This is a genomic window from Polaribacter sp. OB-PA-B3 (assembly GCF_054589375.1).
Genome location: NZ_BAAIIX010000002.1, coordinates 500,879 through 522,451 on the forward strand (window position 1 = coordinate 500,879; position 21,573 = coordinate 522,451).

Genomic DNA, 21,573 nt, shown 5'->3' on the forward strand with positions numbered 1-21,573 from the left:
TTAATTATTTAAATAATATTCAGCATTTTTTCTGTGGCTTTAATTGCAGATACTGTTTGATCTGAATCTAAACCATGTGTTATAAATTCTTTTTTATCTCTTTGCCAAGTAATAATAGTTTCACATAATGCATCAGAATGACTACCAGGAGGAATTCTAACAGCATAATCAATTAATTTTGGCAATTCTTTTTTACTATGGATTTTATATAACTTTTTTAACGCATTCATAAAAGCATCAAACTGACCATCTCCTTGTGCATGAGCCTCATACATTATTCCTTCAACTTTTAATTGTAATGTTGTAGAAGGTTTCATACCTTTTGCATGACCTAAAACATAATTTTCTACAACTACACGTTTTTCTATGGAATCGCTATCTAAAACGTCAGAAATTATATATGGTAAATCTTCTTGAGAAACAATTTCTTTTTTATCTCCTAATTCAATAATTCTCTGAGTTACTTTTTTTAACTCTTCATCATTTAAACTAAGTCCTAAATCTTGTAAATTCTTCTGTATATTTGCTTTTCCAGAGGTTTTACCTAATGCATATTTACGTTTTCTACCAAAACGTTCTGGCATTAAATCATTAAAATAAAGATTGTTTTTATTATCTCCATCTGCATGAATTCCTGCAGTTTGTGTAAAAACATTAGCACCAACTACAGGTTTATTAACAGGAATTCTAAATCCTGAAAATGTTTCGACTAGTTTGCTAACTTTATTTAATGCTTTTTCATTTACGTTGACTTTTACATCATCTAAAAAATCATTAATTACCGCAATAACACTTGCCATTGGTGCATTTCCTGCACGCTCGCCCATTCCGTTAATTGTTAAATGTAAACCATTTGCACCTGCTTTAACAGCTTCCATAACATTTGCAACACCTAAATCGTAATCGTTGTGACCATGAAAATCGAAATGTGTATTAGGATGTCTTTCCCTTAACTCAGCAACATATGTATAAGTTTCGTTTGGCGTTAAAATACCTAATGTGTCTGGTAATAAAATACGTTCTATTTTTTGTGCTGTTAAAAAATCTAAATAAGAAAAGACGTATTCTTTAGAATTTCGCATTCCGTTAGACCAATCTTCTAAATATACATTGGTTTTAATGTTATTTTTAGCTGCTAATTCTATGGTAGACTTTATATCTGCAAAATGCTGTTCTGGCGTTTTTTTAAGTTGATGTTTAAGATGATTTAAAGAACCTTTGGTTAATAAATTTTGAACTTTTGCTCCAGAATCAACCATCCAATCAATAGATTTTCCACTATCAACAAAAGTTAGTACCTCTATATTTTCTATAAAGCCATGTTCATTTGCCCAAGAAGTAATTTTTTTAACGGCTTTTAATTCACCTTCCGAAACTCTTGCAGATGCAACTTCTAAGCGATCTACGTTTAATTCTTCTAATAATAATTTAGCTATTGTTAACTTTTCTGAAACAGAAAACGACACTCCAGATGTTTGTTCTCCATCACGAAGTGTCGTATCCATTATTTCTATCTTTCTTTTCGCCATAATCTAACTACTATTTTAAAAAAACTATTTTAAAATGGTCTAGTTTCAGCAAAAGCAGAAATTTCGTTTTCGATGTTTTTTAAATAATCTATATCATCAAAACCGTTTAACATATTGTCTTTTTTATAAGCATTAATATCAAAAGATTCAGACTCGCCAGTTGCTACTAAAGTAACAGTCTGCTTTGGTAAATCTACTTTAATTTCTGTTTTAGGATCTGCCATAATTGCTGCAAATAAAGTATCTGTAAATTCTGGAGAAACTTGTACTGGTAAAACACCTACATTTAAACAATTATTCTTAAAAATATCTGCAAATGCAGACGAAATAACGCAACGTAAACCAAAATCATAGACAGACCACGCTGCATGTTCTCTAGACGAACCTGAACCAAAATTTCTACCTCCTACAAGTATCTTAGATCCTGCATAAATTTCTTTATTTAAAGGAAAATCTTCTTTAGGTGTTCCGTCTTGATTAAATCTCCAATCACGAAAAAAATTAATATCAAAATCTTTACGCTCTGTCGCTTTTAAGAAACGAGCTGGTATGATTTGATCTGTATCTACATTCTCTGTTGGTAAAGGATATGCTGTACTTGTTAATATGTCAAATTTATCGTAAGCCATTTTATTTCTTTTATGCTGTTAATAATGTTCTTGGATCTGTTACTTTACCTTCTACTGCAGAAGCGGCAGCTACTAAAGGACTTGCTAATAAGGTTCTAGATCCCGGACCTTGTCTACCTTCAAAATTTCTATTTGATGTTGAAACTGATAATTTTCCTGAAGGGATTTTATCATCGTTCATTGCTAAACAAGCAGAACAACCTGGTTCTCTTAATACAAAACCGGCAGCATCTATAATTTTATCTAAACCTTCTGCTTTTATTTGATCTACTACTTTATGTGATCCTGGTACTAACCAAGCGGTAACATTATCTGCTTTTTTTCTTCCTTCTACAATAGAACAGAATGCTCTAAAATCTTCTATTCTACCGTTTGTACAAGATCCTAAGAAAACAAAATCAATTTCTTTACCTATCATAGCATCTCCTTCATTAAAAGACATATAACCTAATGATTTTTTATAGGTTTCTACGCCACCTTCTACAGTTTCTGCATTTGGTATTGATTTTGTTACACCAATTCCCATCCCTGGGTTTGTACCGTAAGTTATCATTGGTTCTATATCTGATGCATCATAATTAAATTCTACATCAAATTCTGCACCTTCTTCTGTATATAAAGTTTCCCAATATTTCATTGCTTTATCCCAGTCTGCTCCTTTAGGAGTTTGAGAACGTCCTTTAATATATTCGAAAGTTTTTTCGTCTGGGGCAATCATACCACCACGAGCACCCATTTCTATAGATAAGTTACATACTGTCATACGACCTTCCATAGTCATATTTTCAAAAACATCACCTGCATATTCTACAAAAAATCCGGTAGCACCAGACGTAGTTTGTTTTGATATAATATACAAAGCAACATCTTTTGGCGTAACTCCTAAACCTAACTTGCCATTTACGTTTATGCGCATTTTTTTAGGCTTTGGTTGCATAATACATTGTGTAGACAATACCATTTCTACTTCAGATGTACCAATACCAAAAGCAATTGCACCAAAAGCACCATGTGTAGATGTATGAGAATCTCCACAAACAATAGTTGCTCCTGGCAAAGTAATTCCGTTTTCTGGACCAACAACATGCACAATTCCGTTATTTACATCACCTAAACCCCAGTGAGAAATACCATATTTTGCAGCATTTTTTTCTAAAGCGTTTAATTGGTTTGCAGATAATGGATCTGCAACTGGTAAATGTTGATTTATTGTTGGAGTGTTATGATCTGCAGTAGCAAATGTTCGCTCTGGATATACAACACTGTTTCCTCTACTTTCTAATCCTAAAAACGCTACAGGGCTTGTAACTTCGTGGATAAAATGACGATCTATAAAAAACACATCAGGTCCGTCTTTTACACTACGTACTACATGTGAATCCCATACTTTGTCAAATAATGTTTTTGCCATTTTTCTTCTTTGTTATATTCAAACTATAATCTATTATCAAAAATATAGTATTTCTTGAATCAAAATCAGTAGAAAAAAATAAAAGCATTATATCCAAATGTTAAAGACTATCGTAATTAATTAAAAAACAGTATTTTAACTTAATTTGAAATACGATGTCTAATTTTTAAAGTTTGCAACATTTAAAAATATATTTATAAAATTACAATGCAAAACGGTATTTAAATATTAATGATATTGATGATACTTATCTCAAGTATAAAATATATTTTGTTTATCCGTCTAAAAAAAAGAAAGTATAAATACCTGATTTAATACAAATTACATTGTTGACACAATATAATTAGCTAAATTTATATCTTAAATTATTTTGAGGTATAATATCATCATTAAAGTATACAATTTGTAGAAAACTATAATTCTATAGCATTTAATAAAATAGCATTAGATATTTCCTCCGTTTTTAATGTTTATGAACAGACTAAGAGTTTTCTTAGTCTGTTTTTTTTTATATTTAAATTAATTTTGAGAAAATAAAACATTGTTGTAACAATAAACACCTTTATATCGTCTAATTCTTATAATTAACCAATTCACCCCATGAAAAAATCAATATTATTCTTATTACTATTAAGTTTATGCCTTAGTTGTTCATCTTCTAAAAATTCTGAAGAATTTATAAATAAAGTAGAAGGTCGTTATCTATTTAATGCCAACGAAGTTCTAGAAGTTTATTTCAAAGAACAAGATCTATTTATAAAATGGAGAGGAAAAAAAGATATAAAACCTCTAAAAGTTAGTGACAATTCATTTTATATGAAAGAAATGAATGAAAAATTAATTTTTGCCACAGACCCTAATGTTCATATATATTTGTCTGAGAAAACAGAACACAAAGGTGTTAAGTATCATTTTAAAAAAATGGACATAAACGAAAAAACTCCTCATGAATACTTCGAAAATAAAGAATACAACAAAGCTCTTGAGGGCTACTTAAAAATTAAAGAGCAAGATTCTTTAAATCCTATTATTAGAGAATATAAGATAAATGGTATTGGTTACAGTTACATTAGAGAAAAAGAATTAGAAAAAGCAATAGAAATTTTTAGAATTAATACAGAATTACACAGTAATAGCTCTAATACTTTTGATAGTTTAGCAGAAGCTTACTTAAAAAATAAAGATACAGCTAATGCAATCATAAACTTTAAAAAGGCTTTATCTATTAACTCTGAAAATGAAAGCGCTAAAAGAAACTTAAAAAAAATTACGAAATAGTAAATGGATTTAGAAAAATTAAAATATCCGATAGGAAAAACAAAACTACCATCTTCTATAACTAATAAAGATATTGAAGAATGGATTTCTGTTCTCGAGAGATTTCCGCATGAATTAGAATTTTTAACAAAAGAATTATCCGAAAATCAACTTGATACACCTTATAGAAAAAATGGTTGGACAGTTAGACAAGTAGTACATCACTGCTATGATAGTCATCACAATTCATACATACGTTTTAAATGGGCTTTAACAGAAGAAAATCCAGAAATTAAAGCTTATTTTGAAGAACGTTGGGCAGAATTACACGACACTAAATTTGCCCCAATTTCTTTGTCTTTAGACGCCCTTAAAGCTTTACATGCCAAATGGGTTTATTTATTAAAAGGTTTATCTAAAGAAGAGTTATTGAGTAATTTTACACATCCAGCTACTAAAGACGTAATCACGCTTCAAGAAAATATTGGTATTTATGCATGGCATTGCTTACATCATTTTGCACATATAGAACAATTAATTTTAAGAGAAGGTTGGCGATAAATTTTTGTAAAATTTCATTTCTAGAAAAATAACTATATTACACGTTCTAATTTTATTCTAAGTAAATGAAAACTGCACAACAATGGTTTGATGAATATGCTGTAAGTCATCAAAATGAAACAAATCAAATGGTACATTATATTTGTGTGCCTTTAATATTTTTTAGTGTTATTGGTTTATTAATGAGTATACCAACAACTTTTTTAGAAAATACAATTGGCCTTTATAACCCTTTAATCGAAAACTGGGCAGTTGTAATTGGTTTGATTATATCTCTTTTTTATTTACAATTGGGGTTTTGGTATTTTGTAGAAATGCTATTTGTAATTTTATTATCGGTAATAGGAAATTATTGGTTAGGAAATAATTTTAACTTATTATATGCATCAATAACTATTTTTGTACTAGCTTGGATTGGGCAATTTTGGGGACATAAAGTTGAAGGAAAAAAACCTTCTTTTGCTAAAGATTTACAATTTTTATTAATTGGACCTTTATGGGTAATTCAGAAAATAGGTAAAAAATAAAAAGATGCAATACAAAAAAATAACATTTGAAGATTTTTTAAAAGTTGATATAAGAATTGGTACAATTATAGAAATTAACGATTTTCCGAAAGCTAAAAAACCTGCGTATCAACTAAAAATAGATTTTGGTGTTTTAGGGATAAAAAAATCTAGCGCTCAAATAACTAACTTATATACAAAAGAAGAACTTTTAAACAAACAAATTTCTGCAATTGTAAACTTTAAACCAAGACAGATTGCCAATTTTATGAGCGAAGTATTAGTAATTGGTGTGTATAATGTTGAAGGAAATGTTGTATTACTAAAACCATCTAAAGAAATTAAAAATGGAGAACAAGTTTCTTAATTAATTTTTTATTTATTTGGATTATTTAATATTACTAAAGCGCCAATAACTCCAGGAATCCAGCCACATAGCGTTAATAAGAAAATGATAAAGAAAGATCCACAACCCTTATCTATTACAGATAATGGCGGAAAAATAATAGCAAATAATACTCTAAAAAAACTCATAATACAATTTTGTTGGTTCTATAATTAAGACGATTACCAATTAAAATTGTTACATAAAAAAAGTGATAGAATGTTTAATAATTAAACTTTCTATCACTTTTTTATTTTATTGAAAATACAAATTACATTTTATCTCCAAAGAAAATAGCATTCATCAATAGCTTATTTGTACCGTACCAAAATGCTCTAAAGTTTGTATTATCTGTAAATACAATTACTTTTCCTCTACCCATTCCTTGGGTTTTAAAAGGAATTGTTTTACCAATTACTTTGGCATTCTCTCTAGAAATATAACCACTCAATAACGGGTTGTTTGTATATTGAATTGGGTTGTTATAGCTATTTTTATCCGCTTTAATAAACAAAGTCGAATTTCTAAATAAAGCTATTTTATCATTTTTATAACCAAAATTAACCGGATGTGATCTATCGATATCTGCTTCAAAAATTGCACCACCAATTACTTGTGCACCAGACCTTAAACTTCGGTTTTCGAAAGTAACATTTTCTGCAGGTGCAACTTCTGCATTTACAAATTCTAAATTGATAAATTTACTTCTTGCCAACCATCTTGCGGTATTTTTGTAACCAATTAAAACTCCTCCATTTCTTACCCAAACTTTTAATTTTTCTTCTGCACTTTTACCTAAGTTATAACTACTTGGTATGATAATAGAAGTATATTTAGATAAATCCACTCTATTAAATCCTCTCATATCTAATCGAGTTAAAGCAATATCGAATCTTTGGTCTAATAAATGCCAAATCTCTCCAGAATCATTTCCTGTAATTCCGTCGCCAACCAACATAGCAACTTTTTGCTTTTTTATATTTCTAAAATTATTACTTCCTAAATCTACTCCATCATTTAAACCTGTTACTACACCATCCATAGAAATATTACTATTCTTAGCAACATTTTGTAAGAAAACGTATAATTCAGATGCATTTAAACTTTGATTTTGAACCGGAATAAATACCGTTCCGTAATCATAAGAAGTGTTTCCGTTTGTAAAGTTTTTCATAGAAACTTTTGCACGAATTCCTTTTTGTAAAATTTCATTTAATGATTTTGGTGCATAATATTCGTTCCACGGCATTAAATATCCATATTCACTTTTAGAGGAAACAACACCTTGCTTCATCTTTAAATTTGTTATTTCATTTCCTGCTTTAGATAAAGAAATATTTTCGGCATAATCAACACCAAATGCATGGTTAAATGTCCATGCAGAAACATCATAAAACAAACTATCTGCAAAAGAAGTTCTAACATCAAACATTGCTTTTACCAATCTTTGATTTTTTTGGTTCATAGGTACAATGTAACTGTAACCTTTCTTAAACTTCTTTCCGTTTTGAGTAAAATCAGATTTTACTTCATGAATTTTAATTTTATGATTTTTTAAAACTTCTGCTAAATGAAAACTTTTGGCTGCATCTTTTTCATCTCCAAAAATAATGGCTTTATTACTACCCGAATTTCTAGATTCTTTGTAAAAATCTTGCTGATATTTTAAAATTTTAACTCTCATTTTTCTACCAGCTTCTAAAGTAGATAATGCCGCAGTAAATTGATTTCTAATTGTAAACGGAAAAGTTAATACACCATTTACAGTTTCTTGAGCATGACCTCTAGAACTTCCTTGTTCAAATAAAATACCTATACTACCATTAATGTCTGGAAAAGTTGAGCCTTTACCATAATAGAAATCATCGTAACTTTCTTCAGAATAATATAAAGAACCTATTTTATCTAAAGCTTTTGCGTGATAAGTACCTATTTCTTTTGTTAATTCTTGATTTAATTTTGGTGTTAAAGGGTTTGTTCTAGATGGTATTCCTGGTTGAAAAAAGAAACTAGAATTACTTCCCATTTCGTGGTGATCTGTTAATATATTTGGTAACCATTTATGAAAAGTAGCAATTCTTGCTTTACTTTCTGGTAATTGTACAGGTAACCAATCTCTGTTCATATCAAACTGATAATGATTCGTTCTTCCTCTTGGCCAAATTTCAGAGTATTCTCTGTCGTTTGGATCTGGATTTATATTTTTACTTCTATTTGTATTTGCCCAATATGCAAAACGTTGCAATCCGTCTGGGTTTAAAGAAGGGTCAAATAAAATTACTGTATTTTCTAATAAATCGTCTATTTTACTACCTTGTGCTGCAGCCAAATAATACGCAACTGCTAAAGCTGCATTAGAACCACTTGCTTCGTTACCATGAATAGAAAAACCTTGATAGACTACAATTTTATTATTACTAACATCTACGTTGCTATTGTTTGTAGCATCAATATGATTTTTTCTAATTTCTTCTAAATTTTGATGATTTTTAGGAGACGTAATCGTTAATAAATACAGTTGTCTATCTTCGTAAGTTTTACCTCTTTTCTCTATTGAAATTCTATCTGAAGAAGCCGCTAAAACTTTCATATATTCTGATAATTTATCATGAGTTATATGCCACTCTCCTACTTCATGACCAATTATTGATTCTGGCGTAGGTATTGCTGAATTATAAGAAACGTCTTTGGGTAAATAATAAGATAAATCTACTTTTTGAGCAGAAACTGTTATAGAAATAAACAGGAAAAATAATATAATTTTTTTCATAAATTAAAAGTTGGTTATCTAACAAATATAAGGATTCGTTAATTTTAATGATATTCTTTAACAACTTATTAACTTCTTTTTAATAAAATAGGTGAAACCGCAAATAATTGGTAAGTTTAATTAAAGTAAATCGTCTTAATATTTTTAAGTAATAACGCAATTTAACGTAAATTGCAAACCTATTTTTAAGTGAAGATTATGCAAGACAATAAAACCATAAATTATATTAAAAGTGTTGTAAATAATATGCCTACTAATTGGCTAAATTTAACAACGCATCGATTAGATATTTATAACGAAGAATTAGCTAAAACCCAGTTTTTAGAGCATTTCGAAAAACTTTATGACGCTAATAATTCTGAACAATCTGCTTTAGATTTGTTACCAACGGCATACGATTATATAAGATTAGGACATCCATTATCTTGTGTTTTAGAATGGTCAATTGCAAAGTTAAATAACTTAGACGCCTCGAATGTTATCAGTTTTTCGTCAAAGACAACTCCTATTCTTGCCGTTTTAAGAAAAAACTTAATTGATAATAAAAATACACGAATTTTACATACTGATAGTCTACCTCAATCTTTTTCATCAGAAATGATTAAAGCTATTTACGGTTATGAATTCGAAACTCAAAAAGTTGAAAATTTAAACACTATTTCTCATTTTAATGGTAGTACTATTTTAGTTACTTCTAATTCAGAAATTGGCGAAATAACGCTGCGTAAAAACATTGATTTTTATTTGAATCTTTATCAAGAGTTAGGAAGTATTTTAATTGTTAACGGAAAACAAAATGAAGAATACATTTCAGAAATTCAGCATGTAAGAAGAAGAGAAACTGTTGCAATGACGCCTGCAAACACTTTAAATGCTTTAGAAATTTTAACTAATAAAACCAGCATAAATCAAAAAAGTAAGATTAATGCAACCGATAAAGCTTTAGTTTTAGAAGAAATTAAAAATATTACAGGTACAAATTTAAAACCTGTTGTTGGTTCTAGTGGTTTATCTATACAATATGCCATAATGATGGGATTAGTAGACAATGCTTTAGAAAAACATAAAGGAAAAGCGATTAAATTTATAGTACCTCCTAATTGTTACGGTGGAACTAATGACCAAGCAAGACGTGTTGCTGCATGTTTAGATTTTGTAGACGTTGTAGATTTACCGGTAGATGGTGATAATGAAATGGTTAAAAGTATCGATACTGTTTTAAATAAGATTGCGAATGAAGATGCTGTACCTTATATTATTGCAGAAATACCTACAAATCCTAGAGTTGAAGTACCAGAACTATTGGCTTTAAAAGAAGTTTTAAGCAAAGAAAGAAAAACTGATAAGGGTTCTATTGCAGTTGATCCGGTATTTATATTGGATCAAACTTTTTGCCCAAATGTATTGTTTTTAGGTGAAGGAAAAATCTTATCTACCGTAAGAACAATTTCTTATGCAAGTGGTTCTAAATTTCCTAGTGGAGGAAAATGTACAGCAGGTTATTGTGTTGGTAATGACAAAACTGAAAATCTTATTGATAAAATTCACACTCATTTAGAATTATGTGATAATGAAGCCACAGCGCATCAATATAAAATTTTGGCTGCTCAACTGCCTTCTATGAATCAAAGAATTGCTGATGCATATACAAACACTAGAGAATTTGTAAACTTTATTCAAGAAGTTTTACCAGAAGCTAAAATTAATTTTGTTTCAGAAGCATTGGCTAAAGAAGATTTTACACCGTCTGTGTTTTCTTTAGATTTACCAACAAAAGGTAATTCTGATGAAGAAAGAGAAGCTTACAAGAGAGCATTGAATTTAAAGTTGATAAATTTAATGATTACAGAAATTCCGGATGAAAGTAAATATTGTGTTAGTTACGGACAATTAAAAGGTTGTTATTGGACGATTCCTGCAACTTCTACACAAGGAACCACAAAAGAAGGTGACAAAGATTACATTGCACGTGTTGCCTTATCTGCAAACCTAAATTTAGAATTACATAAACAAGTTTTTCAAAAATTTGTAGATAGTATTTAAAAAAAGCTAATCGAAAAAAACAAAGCCTAAGAACTGATTCTTAGGCTTTTTTTTATTTATAATTTTCTGTTCCCCAACGGTCTAAGCTTCTTAAAATATGTTCTAAAGTTTTTCCTTTTTCGGTTAAAGCATATTCAACTTTTGGAGGAACAACAGGATATATTTTTCGAGTAATCAATTCGTCTTTTTCTAATTCTCTTACTGTTTGCGTAAACATTTTATTAGAAATTCCTTCTATATGCTTTTGCAAAACACCAGACCTTAATCCTCCATCTAATAAATGGAATAACACTAAAGGTTTCCATTTAGTACCTATTAAACTCATTGTATAATTTAGTGGACATTTCAATTTATTTTCAATCATAATTTAAAATTAAAAACCTAAAAATCAATATTTTACTCTTTTTAGTAACTATACTACTTTTGGGTAAGTTATTGTCTATATGACAAATATAAACGAATTTTGCAACTTAAATTAACAACATGAAAGAAACAAAAAATTATCCGAAGTCATTTTCTCATATTGGTATTACTGTACCAGATATAAATAAAGCTGTAGAATTTTATTCTGAAGTTATGGGTTGGTACGTTATAATGCAGCCATCAGAAATAAAAAAAGAAACAGAAACAGCTATTGGGCAAATGTGTATAGATGTTTTTGGTAACGATTGGACCTCTTTTGAGATTGCACATTTAGCAACCTCAGATGGAATTGGAGTTGAACTATTTTCTTTTCCTAACGGAATTAAAGAAGCACCAGAATTTAATCCATTTAATACAGGATTATTTCATTTTTGTGTTCAAGATCCTAATATCGAAGAATTGATAGAAAAAATTATTTCTTACGGAGGAAAACAACGAATGCCAATTAGAGAATACTATCCAAAAGACAAACCTTTTAAAATGTGCTATGTAGAGGATCCTTTCGGAATTGTGTTTGAAATTTACACACATAGTTACGAATTAACTTACTCTTCTGGAGCATATACAGAATAATCTAAATGAAAAAAGCTCAAGATGTAAAAAATCTTGAGCTTTTAAAATATATTTTTTAAAAATTATCTTCTACTATAGTTAGGAGATTCTTTTGTAATTGCAACATCATGAGGATGACTTTCGTTAATTCCGCTTGCTGTAATTCTTACAAACTGACCAGTTTCTTTAAGAGTTTCGATATCTTTTGCACCACAATACCCCATACCAGCTCTTAAACCACCAACAAATTGATGAATACTTTCATCTAAATCTCCTTTGTAAGGAACTCTACCTACAATTCCTTCTGGTACAAGTTTTTTAATATCTGCTTCTACATCCTGAAAATATCTATCTTTAGAACCTTGTTTCATCGCTTCTACAGATCCCATACCTCTATAAGATTTAAACTTTCTACCTTCGTAAATAATAGTTTCTCCTGGAGATTCTTTTGTACCTGCTAATAAAGATCCTAACATTACACAATCTGCTCCGGCAGCAATCGCCTTAGGAATGTCTCCTGTATAACGAATTCCTCCATCTGCAATCACTGGTACACCACTTCCTTTAATAGCTGCTGCAACTTCTAAAACTGCAGAAAACTGAGGAAAACCAACACCAGCAACAACTCTTGTTGTACAAATAGAACCTGGACCAATACCAACTTTTACAGCATCTGCACCTGCTTCTACTAAATATTTAGCAGCTGCACCAGTTGCAATATTACCTACAACTACATCCAATTCTGGAAACTTATCTTTAACCTGTTTTAAAACAGTTACAACACCTTTTGTATGTCCATGTGCAGTATCAATAATAACTGCATCTACGCCAGCATTAACTAATGCTTCTGCTCTATCTACGGCATCACCTGTAACACCTAAAGCTGCGGCTACTCTTAATCTACCATAAGAGTCTTTATTTGCAATTGGTTTTTGCGTAACTTTAGTAATATCTCTAAAAGTAATTAATCCTTTTAATTTGTAATTTTCATCAACAATTAAAAGTTTTTCAATTTTATAATTTTGTAATATTTTTTCTGCATCGTTTAAAGAAGTACCAACATCTGCAGTAACCAAGTTTTCGCTTGTCATTACTTCAATAATTGGTCTTGTTGCATTGTGCTCGAAACGTAAATCTCTGTTGGTAACAATACCTTTTAAAATTCCGTTATCATCTACAATAGGAATACCACCAATGCTATGCTCTTTCATATGAGCTTTTGCATCTAAAACAGTAGCTGTTAAAGGTAAAGTTACAGGATCTAAAATCATACCAGATTCTGCTCTTTTTACTCTTCTAACTTCTTGCGCTTGCTGCTCTATAGTCATGTTTTTATGTAAAACACCAATACCACCTTCTCTGGCAATAGCAATTGCTAAGGCAGATTCTGTTACAGTATCCATAGCTGCAGAAGCTATTGGTACATTTATAGTAATATTTTTAGTGAATTTTGTTTGAATACTTACTTCTCTTGGAAGGACTTCTGAAAAAGCCGGAACTAATAAAACGTCATCATACGTTAAACCTTCTCCTAAAATTTTGTTGTTGTGTGCTGTCATGTTGCAATTAAGATATAATTGCGAGCAAATTTACAAATATTTATTGACTTTAAAACTATATTAAAGCTTAGAATTTTAATTCTAAACCTACGTAATAATTTCTTGGCGCAGATGTTATAATACCAGGCCCAGGATAACCTGTTGCTCTTCTTGTAAAGTAGGCATTATCTAATAAATTATTTACCCCAGCTTCTAATTTTGCAAACTTGTATTTATAAGAAGTAGAAAAATCTAAAATACTATATGCTGGTATTTCTCCGGTTACACCACTTATACTTCCGCCAGACGCATTTGTTGCATCAGAAAATTGTCTAGATAAATATGAATATTGCAAACTTGCTATAAAGTTATTATATCCAAATTTAAATCCTGTTTTAATATTAACATTTGGTATAAATTCGACTTCATTACCAACTACACCATTTTTTTCTGACTTTGTATATTCTGATGAAATAAATGATGAATTTATAAAGTAATTAAAAACAAAGTTAGAATTCATTTGAAACAACTTTTTTAAATTAAAATCTACCAAACTTTCGATTCCTAAAATTCTAGCATCACCAATATTATCTCGTTCTGCTTTACCATCATCTCTTGTATAAATATTTATTCTATCGTTGTAAAAAAGTCCGAAAATATTGGCATCGTAAGAAAAATAGTTTTTAAAATTACCTCTAAAACCTGTATCAATAGTAAAACCTTTTTCATCTGTAATATCTGGCGATATTTCAAAAGCAGGATTTGCAGTACTGATATCAGAAAAAGTTACAGATCTATAATTTTGAGAAATATTTCCATAAAATTCTAATGCTTTTGATTTTTTATAACTCGTACCAACACCTAACAAAAGAAAAGTCCTTTCATTTGTTTCTTTTTCTTCTCTAAGATTGTCGTTAATTACATTACCTGCGGCATCGGTTACAATATCTTTAATGATTTCGTCTCTTTTTGTATTGATGTATTCGAATCTAACACCCGGTGTAACAGACCATTTATCATTTAAATACACAATATTTTCTCCGAATAATGAAACGTTTAAATTCGGAAATTTACTATCAGATTGACGCGGATAATTTGGATATTCGTTATTATAATACTCAAAATCTGCATCCGAATTATTAGAACCAGGACCTTGCATATTTGTATTATTGGCTTTGTAAAATTTAGAGCCAATTAAAAAAGTTGCCTTTTTATCAAACAAAGAGTATTTACTTAATAATCTTGTTTCAAAACCAAAGTTCTTAAAAGTTCCTTTAATTAAATCTCTTTCAGAACCTGGATCTACTTGATTTACTCTATTTGTTCTAAAACCAATAGCATCTCTAGAAGCATCTAATCCGAAGAAATTAAAAGAAAAGTTAGTTTTTTCTGAAAATAAATGTTCCCATTTTAAATTGTATAACAACCATTTAACCTGAAACCAATTACGTGCTCTATTACTTTGATAAGGATCTTCGTTAAACATAGCATCTGTTAAACCACCTGCTTGTTGTGCCAAATAATCTAAAACAGTTATTTCTAAAGAAAGTTTACTTTTTAAATTGAATTGATATCCTAAATGTAAAAATGCATTTTTAGATTCGAAATTAGAATTTGGTCTAAACCCATCTCCTTTCTTATAGTTTATAAAAGTATAGTAACTCCATTTACCTTGCGTATCTCTTAAACTTGTAAAATTTGTATACAAACCATTACTACCAATGGTATTTCTAAAAATAATTTCTTGATTTTTAGTTGGTTTTTTAGTTACAAAATTAACTAAACCACCAAATTGAGTTCCGTATTGTAAAGAAGCTGCACCTCTAATAACTTGTATTTCTGATAAGCTTTCGGCTGCAGGTGTATAATAACTTTCTGGATATCCTAGAACATCTGCACTAATATCGTAACCATTTTGTCTTGTATTAAAATTTGCAGTTCTGTTAGGATCTAATCCTCTACCACCAATGTTTAATTGTAAGCCTGCATCGTCGTTCTGATAGATATTTAAACCTGCGATTTGATTAAAAATTTGACGCGCATTATTTGTTGCCACATTCGCCGTAGATTGATTTACAAGAATAACTTCTGTCTTTTTTCCTGCAAAAATAGAGGTACCTTCGACATCTTTTAATCGTTTTAATTCGAAAACTCTTTCTTTTCTTGCTTTAATTTGAATTTCTGATAAATCTTCTGAGAAATTATTTAAAACGATATTTAGATTTTGAAATTTATCTATTTCTACAAAAACATTTTTAATTTTATATCCTTCAGCATAAAAAATTAAGGGCAATTTTGTTTTAGCTGTTGTAAACTTAAATTTACCTAAAGCATTTGTTTCTGCTAATAAACCGCCCATTTCGTTATAAACTTGTACGTTTTTAAGAGGTGAACTTGTTGCTGTTTTTACAGAACCATTTACTATATTTTGTGCAAATATTATGGTTTGAAAAAATAGTAAACTTAATAGAAGTATTTTATTTTTCATTATTTAAATACCTTTAATTTTTATTTTTGATTGAAAAGGAAGTATCCAATCGATAGGTTTAAATGTTGTTATTTTTTTCTGATACAAATTTACGGATTCATCTACAAACTTTGTACTTAATCTACCATTTAATGCAACATAACTGTCTGCAAAAACACCAATATTTTTATGTCCTTGTTTTGTAAAATGATCTCCAAGAAAATGAGCATATTCTATAATGAAATCTGGCTGATAACTCATTTGTTTTTCTTGAAAAGAGGTTAAAAAATCTGAGTTTTCTACTCGAAACGAGTTTCCTGTATTTAAATCTTTAATTCTAAATGTAGTGTTACCCGCTTTTTCCATTAACATAACTCGCCACGAGTATCTGTAGCCTTCTTCTGTCCAAAATAACTCTCCGGGGTACAATAAATATCTCCACGGAATTAGGATTTGCAAAACAAAAAACACAATCAAAATAGGTTTAATAAATGCTAATTTTGTTTTACTAAAAGTATATTTATCAAACGTTTGTATATTAATTTTGGGTAAATAATTACTTATAAAGTTGATAATTTTTTGATGAAAAGATGCATCAAAAAATATTAAAGCAGAAACAATCATTATAAAAGGAAACATACCAATAGGAAAAAGAACTCTTGTAAAAACATGAAAAATGACTACAAACAGAATTGCAACATATCTTGTTCTTTTATAAAAGAGTAAAAACGGAATTGCCAAATCGTAAATTAATCCAGACCAACTCATTGCAAAATGAAACCAATTTTGTTGCATTAAATTTGTACCAATAAAAGGCAAATCATATTTAGAGGGCAACCATATTTTAAGAGGCATTGCTCTAAACAACCAATCTGAATTTATTTTTGCTAAACCTGCATAAAAGTATACAATTGATAAGAGAATTTTTATACAATCTATTGTCCATGTAGAAACATTTAAAAACTGTTTTTTCTTTTGAAAACTATCTATAGAAAAATAGACATTTGCTGGTAAGAAAATTAATAGAAAACTAAGTATTGTTATAAAATAATAATGATTTAAATACGTAGTCTTGTCCATTAATTCTATGTACAAAAATGACAAAAAAAAGGTTATGATAGCAAATCTATACTTATAACCTACAGCAACCATTAACGACGAAATTGCACAGATAATAAATAAAATATATGTATAATTACCTATGGGTTTTATAAAATCTAATCCGAAGTAAGAAAAATGAAATTTTGGTTGTAAATACAATTTTTCAATCCAACCGTTTGCCCAGAATCTAACAATACTGGCAAACATCATTAACCCAAAAAACAAACGAAATATGACTAAAGGAGCTACACTTGTTTGCTGATTAAAGTAATATGTGATTTTATTTTTTAACATAAAAAAACCTAATTTTCTGTTGAAATTCAACGGAAAATTAGGAATCTGTATTTAATTAATTATTGTTTTATTAATCGCCATCTGCATCAACGTAATCAACATTTATATTGAAAGTCTGCAACATATCTACCTTAAAATAAATAACAACTTTTTGTAATTCATCGTAAGATTTTGTCATTGCTGTATTATCAGAATTTACTTGAACGGTAAAACTGTTATCTAATTTATTAATTTCTGATGTTGCAGTTGCTAACTGATTTGTAATAGCACTTGCAATATCTTCTCTTTCTAATTGAATTAAGTAATTTTTAAAACTTAAACCGCTTGAATTTCCATTATAAGATTTACCTTCAAAAAGATTTTTAACAGCTGTTAACGCTTCTAAAGAAAGTTCTTTAGAAACATCATTTTTATAAAAACCTTCTACTTTATTTGGTAAAGTTGTGTTAGAAAAAACACCTGCCGGAATTCCGAATTTATTAGCTCTTAAACCCTTCTCGTAGTAAAAAATATAATCGTTTATCAACTTATTAACCACGCTAGTTGCTGTATTTTGAGTACTTGCAACAAAAGAATCTCTTTGCGCTTTAAAATCTGAAACTACCGTGTTTGTTAAAGTTGTCATTTGGTTCAAAACATCGGTAAGATATTTTTTGTAATTATCGTTATTTGTAGCCGTAGTATACTTATCTAGTATTTTAGGATCTGAATCTTCCACACCATATAATAAATAATCTAAAGCAGGAAAACCTTGAGCATCATGGTTATTTACACTATTTAAATCGTAACTACCATTAGCTATATTTTCTTCTACATCGGCAACTGTTAAAGGGTAAATGTTCATATAGAAAGAAAACTGAACTTCTTCAGCTTTATCAATATTAAACATTTCTACATGCTGCCAAGTTTTATAAGCTGTTAACCATGCATCTCTAAAACTATCTAAATTTGTTTGATTAGGGTTTGCAACAAAACTATCTCCAGCAGATTTAAGACTATTCATTTTAGCGTTAAAATCTTCATAAGCAGGAATAATTATATTGTCTGCAATATTTACCAACATTGCTCCTCTATCAAAACTATCTGAAATTACTTGCTCGCCGCCTTCTGAAGAAGAACACGCATTAACTATAAGTATTACTATAAAAAGTAAAGAAAATCTTTTTAACATATTATTTCTATTTATTCTAAATAAAGATACAAAAATACAAAAAAGCAACCAATGTGATTGCTTTTTGTAATATAAATTGATATAAATTTTACTAAGAACCTGCTTGTGCAACTGTAAAGTTAAATTTTGCAGCAATTGTTGCAGAAATTTCATCTAAAGTTGTAGTTGAAACATCCCAAAAACCATTACCAGCTAGTAAAGTTGTCATAAAGTTATCTACTTCTTCTTTTGTAAAGAAAGAGATACTACTATTTGGTTGTCTTGTAAATTGTAAACTATAAACAAACCCTAAACCTTCTGATAAATCATGAAAAGCACTTGCTTTGTCTGTAGCTAATTTTGTTTTACCTTGTTGTAAATAATACACTGCTCTGATGGCAATAACCTCAGAAATTTTTTCTCTTAAAATTTCTGCTTGTTCATTTCTAGTAACATAATCACCAGAAACAATTGCCGCTCTACCTAATTTAAATGCATTGTAAATATCTTGCGCGATTCCAGCAAAATCAGAATCACCTTCTACTCTACTCAAATACTTATTTAAAAAACTGTCTTGATTTAATTCTGGTGCTGTAGCATCTGATTCGTTACCGTATAAATAACCAAAAGCTTCATCCCACTTATGCTCCATGTTAGTATAGTTTTTACCACTTAATACAACAGCAGCATCATTATCTTCTACATTTGTAGCTTCATCTAAAACAGCAACACTTAAATAATTATTTAAAATTTGATCTGTCATTAAACCACCAATTAAACTTTTTGCTATCAATTGGTTATACTCTAATCCTTTTGCATTTACATATCTAATAGAACCACCACCAGCTTGTTGAATTTGACCAGCTACTCCGGCAGATGCATCTGTATTCCAATTAGGAAAAACTTCATTTACTTGTGCTTCTATCCAACTATCAAAATCTGCTTTAATTGCTATTGCGTCTGTAGTATTACTAGCATAAAAATCTGTAGATGCAGCAGTTTTACTTCTAATATTTTTTGAAGATGCATTTAATTCTTCCTCTGTAAAATCATTATCACCTTCCGCATGAGCAAATTTGCCTTTTAGGCTAGTAATAGTTTCTGATGTTGATGAAAGAGCAGATACAAACTCACCTGCCATTTTAATTCTAGTAGTTTGCCCACTATAACTTACGGTGCTTTCACCGTTTCTTTCAAAATTATAAGTCGCTGGAGCAACTGTTTCAATTCCGTTATCGCTATCATTATTATTACAAGATGCTAGTATGGTAGCAATAGCTAAAGTTAAAAAAACTTTTTTCATTTTATTTAGATTAGTTTAAAATAGTACTTTATTTTTTTGCAAATATACTACCCAAATCTAATTTAACAAAGCTTATTTAGAATAAATTAAAATAAAATTTATTCTAAATAAGCAACTAATGATTTTCTAATGTCTATTGCTATTTCACTTTCTTTAGGATGATAAATCTCGACAACTTCTTTGTTTTTATAAGATAAAAACGGAATATCAAAACCTTTTAATAAATAATCAGAAAAAGCAACAGTGTAGATTTTATTTAAATCGATTGGTTTATTATTTAAAAACCATTGATCACCTTTTAATTGAATATTATATCTATGTAAATAAGCACCTGTTCCTGCTGCAAGTTTACCATAATCTAAAACTCTTTTTAGTAAGCTACCTTTAATTTTAACTTTTAAAACCGCACCGCCATATGGCAAAACTCTAAAAATATCTATCGGAGAAATATCTCCAACCAAAACATCATCAATTCTAATAGAACCACCATTTACAATTGCTGCATCAACTTTATCGTTATATGCAAAAGACATTGCTCTGGTGATTAATTGTCCTAAATTGGTTTGTTTACTCCTTATTGGTGTATCTCTTCCATCTAAAGGAATCTTCGTATTGTAAATAATTTCATTCGGCTTTTCAATAACTTGCTTTATTTTTTCATCTAATATCGATTGCCAATTCTCTACAATTTTTTTAACCTTTTCATCTTCTTTAATAGAACTATTTACCTCTTTTAATTCTGATTGAATAGCAGTTTTCTTGGATTTTTTATCATAAGAAATTCTATGGATGTAAACGGTTTTAGCATTTGCATCTGCTTTAGATATTTGAACATTTCCTATAAAATTATTACTATTAGTATGTTCGTGACCACCCATGATTAATGGTAAATCTGGAATTAATCTTGCAATTTTTTTATCGTTTGCTAGTTTTACATGTGTTAAACCAAAAACTATATCAACTTTATCTTTTAATGTAGCATAAGAGGCTCTAGCTTTTATAAACATATTGCCATATTCTACATATTCTTTAGGGTTAGAAGGGATACAAACACTTATAAAGCCAATTTTAATTTTTGTACCATCTTTATCTGTAAACTCTTTTATAAAGGTTTCGTTAACATTTTCTTTTTTATCATTTTTTTCTTTGTAATATAAAACCGCTTCTTCTTTTGTTTTCAATTTTACGTTGGCAGAAATCCAAGGGAAAGTACTTTCATTTAATCTTTGTTGCAATTCTTCTTTGGATAGATCAAATTCATGGTTACCAAAGGCAACTAGGTCGAAATTCATAGCGTTCATTACTTCTACCATTTGCTTTCCTTTTACTCTTTTTCCGTTTACTTTTATGGTTCCCAATAAAGACGGATTCAAAAAATCTCCTGCCATAAAAAGCATGGTATTTTTATTTTCTTGTAAAAGCTCTTGATGAATAGTTTCAACTCTTGCCATTCCTCCATATTCACCTCCTTGAATTGGTGCAATTTCATAAACATCATTTAATTGCAAGAATGTAAAATCTATTTTAGAGTCATTTTTTTCACAAGAAGTAAAAGCAATTAAGAACAATAAAAGTAACTGTCTTATATGAAATTCCATGGTTATAATATTTACATCAAAAGTAACAACATAAAACAAGAAAACCCATCAAAAAA

18 protein-coding genes are annotated in these 21,573 nt (G+C 29.3%); 6 read left to right on the forward strand and 12 right to left on the reverse strand.

Going from position 1 to position 21,573, the window contains the following annotated elements; genetic code table 11:
- Positions 1-8: 8 nt before the first annotated feature.
- The 3 genes from ACYPV9_RS06075 to leuC are packed head-to-tail and all read right to left on the reverse strand — an operon-like array spanning position 9 to position 3,569.
- Entirely contained in the window at positions 9-1,529 is a 1,521-nt protein-coding gene (locus tag ACYPV9_RS06075; protein ID WP_459742323.1) for an alpha-isopropylmalate synthase regulatory domain-containing protein, read from the reverse strand.
- A 29-nt stretch (positions 1,530-1,558) separates the two neighbouring features.
- On the reverse strand, positions 1,559-2,158 hold the full coding sequence (gene leuD, locus ACYPV9_RS06080) for a 3-isopropylmalate dehydratase small subunit (protein WP_459742325.1): 600 nt from the start codon (positions 2,156-2,158) through the stop codon (positions 1,559-1,561).
- A gap of 10 nt (positions 2,159-2,168) precedes the next feature.
- Positions 2,169-3,569, reverse strand: coding sequence for a 3-isopropylmalate dehydratase large subunit (gene leuC, locus ACYPV9_RS06085; protein ID WP_459742326.1), 1,401 nt, complete (start codon positions 3,567-3,569; stop codon positions 2,169-2,171).
- A 600-nt stretch (positions 3,570-4,169) separates the two neighbouring features.
- On the opposite strand from leuC, the gene ACYPV9_RS06090 reads away from it, so the two are divergent.
- From ACYPV9_RS06090 to ACYPV9_RS06105, 4 genes are all read left to right on the forward strand, one after another.
- The gene (locus ACYPV9_RS06090; RefSeq protein ID WP_299059840.1) at positions 4,170-4,847 is read left to right on the forward strand and encodes a tetratricopeptide repeat protein; all 678 of its coding nucleotides are present in this window, start codon (positions 4,170-4,172) and stop codon (positions 4,845-4,847) included.
- A gap of 3 nt (positions 4,848-4,850) precedes the next feature.
- Entirely contained in the window at positions 4,851-5,387 is a 537-nt protein-coding gene (locus tag ACYPV9_RS06095) for a YfiT family bacillithiol transferase (protein WP_459742329.1), read from the forward strand.
- Positions 5,388-5,452: 65 nt separating this feature from the next.
- Positions 5,453-5,914 carry an Mpo1 family 2-hydroxy fatty acid dioxygenase gene (locus ACYPV9_RS06100; protein ID WP_459742331.1) on the forward strand — a complete coding sequence of 154 codons (462 nt, stop codon included), beginning with the start codon at positions 5,453-5,455 and terminating at the stop codon, positions 5,912-5,914.
- A 4-nt stretch (positions 5,915-5,918) separates the two neighbouring features.
- Positions 5,919-6,260 carry a tRNA-binding protein gene (locus ACYPV9_RS06105; RefSeq protein WP_299059831.1) on the forward strand — a complete coding sequence of 114 codons (342 nt, stop codon included), beginning with the start codon at positions 5,919-5,921 and terminating at the stop codon, positions 6,258-6,260.
- A gap of 8 nt (positions 6,261-6,268) precedes the next feature.
- Here the strand turns inward: ACYPV9_RS06105 and ACYPV9_RS06110 are convergent, their stop codons facing one another.
- Entirely contained in the window at positions 6,269-6,427 is a 159-nt protein-coding gene (locus tag ACYPV9_RS06110) for a YqaE/Pmp3 family membrane protein (RefSeq protein WP_077809516.1), read from the reverse strand.
- Positions 6,428-6,549: 122 nt separating this feature from the next.
- Positions 6,550-9,048, reverse strand: coding sequence for a M14 family metallopeptidase (locus tag ACYPV9_RS06115; protein WP_459742334.1), 2,499 nt, complete (start codon positions 9,046-9,048; stop codon positions 6,550-6,552).
- A 198-nt stretch (positions 9,049-9,246) separates the two neighbouring features.
- Between ACYPV9_RS06115 and ACYPV9_RS06120 the strand changes: the two genes are divergently transcribed.
- Complete coding sequence (locus tag ACYPV9_RS06120; RefSeq protein ID WP_459742336.1) at positions 9,247-11,091, forward strand: PLP-dependent aminotransferase family protein; 1,845 nt, start codon at positions 9,247-9,249, stop codon at positions 11,089-11,091.
- Positions 11,092-11,143: 52 nt separating this feature from the next.
- On the opposite strand, the gene ACYPV9_RS06125 is transcribed toward ACYPV9_RS06120, so the two are convergent.
- Positions 11,144-11,455: a winged helix-turn-helix transcriptional regulator gene (locus ACYPV9_RS06125; RefSeq protein WP_459742338.1), complete on the reverse strand. Its 312-nt coding sequence runs from the start codon at positions 11,453-11,455 to the stop codon at positions 11,144-11,146.
- A 119-nt stretch (positions 11,456-11,574) separates the two neighbouring features.
- Here ACYPV9_RS06125 and ACYPV9_RS06130 point away from each other — a divergent pair, with 119 nt between their 5' ends.
- The gene (locus tag ACYPV9_RS06130; protein WP_459742340.1) at positions 11,575-12,087 is read left to right on the forward strand and encodes a lactoylglutathione lyase family protein; all 513 of its coding nucleotides are present in this window, start codon (positions 11,575-11,577) and stop codon (positions 12,085-12,087) included.
- Positions 12,088-12,149: 62 nt separating this feature from the next.
- Here the strand turns inward: ACYPV9_RS06130 and guaB are convergent, their stop codons facing one another.
- The 6 genes from guaB to ACYPV9_RS06160 all read right to left on the reverse strand — a co-directional run bounded on the left by guaB (position 12,150) and on the right by ACYPV9_RS06160 (position 21,517).
- The gene (gene guaB, locus ACYPV9_RS06135; protein ID WP_079736773.1) at positions 12,150-13,625 is read right to left on the reverse strand and encodes an IMP dehydrogenase; all 1,476 of its coding nucleotides are present in this window, start codon (positions 13,623-13,625) and stop codon (positions 12,150-12,152) included.
- 67 nt (positions 13,626-13,692) lie between these two features.
- Positions 13,693-16,092, reverse strand: a complete 2,400-nt coding sequence (locus ACYPV9_RS06140; protein ID WP_459742342.1) for a TonB-dependent receptor family protein — start codon at positions 16,090-16,092, stop codon at positions 13,693-13,695.
- A 3-nt stretch (positions 16,093-16,095) separates the two neighbouring features.
- Positions 16,096-17,466: an HTTM domain-containing protein gene (locus ACYPV9_RS06145; protein WP_459742344.1), complete on the reverse strand. Its 1,371-nt coding sequence runs from the start codon at positions 17,464-17,466 to the stop codon at positions 16,096-16,098.
- Positions 17,467-17,536: 70 nt separating this feature from the next.
- Positions 17,537-18,637, reverse strand: a complete 1,101-nt coding sequence (locus ACYPV9_RS06150) for an imelysin family protein (protein ID WP_459742346.1) — start codon at positions 18,635-18,637, stop codon at positions 17,537-17,539.
- Between the two features lie 91 nt (positions 18,638-18,728).
- Positions 18,729-19,919: a DUF4856 domain-containing protein gene (locus ACYPV9_RS06155; RefSeq protein ID WP_459742348.1), complete on the reverse strand. Its 1,191-nt coding sequence runs from the start codon at positions 19,917-19,919 to the stop codon at positions 18,729-18,731.
- A gap of 98 nt (positions 19,920-20,017) precedes the next feature.
- Positions 20,018-21,517 carry a bifunctional metallophosphatase/5'-nucleotidase gene (locus ACYPV9_RS06160; protein ID WP_459742350.1) on the reverse strand — a complete coding sequence of 500 codons (1,500 nt, stop codon included), beginning with the start codon at positions 21,515-21,517 and terminating at the stop codon, positions 20,018-20,020.
- Positions 21,518-21,573 lie beyond the last annotated feature (56 nt).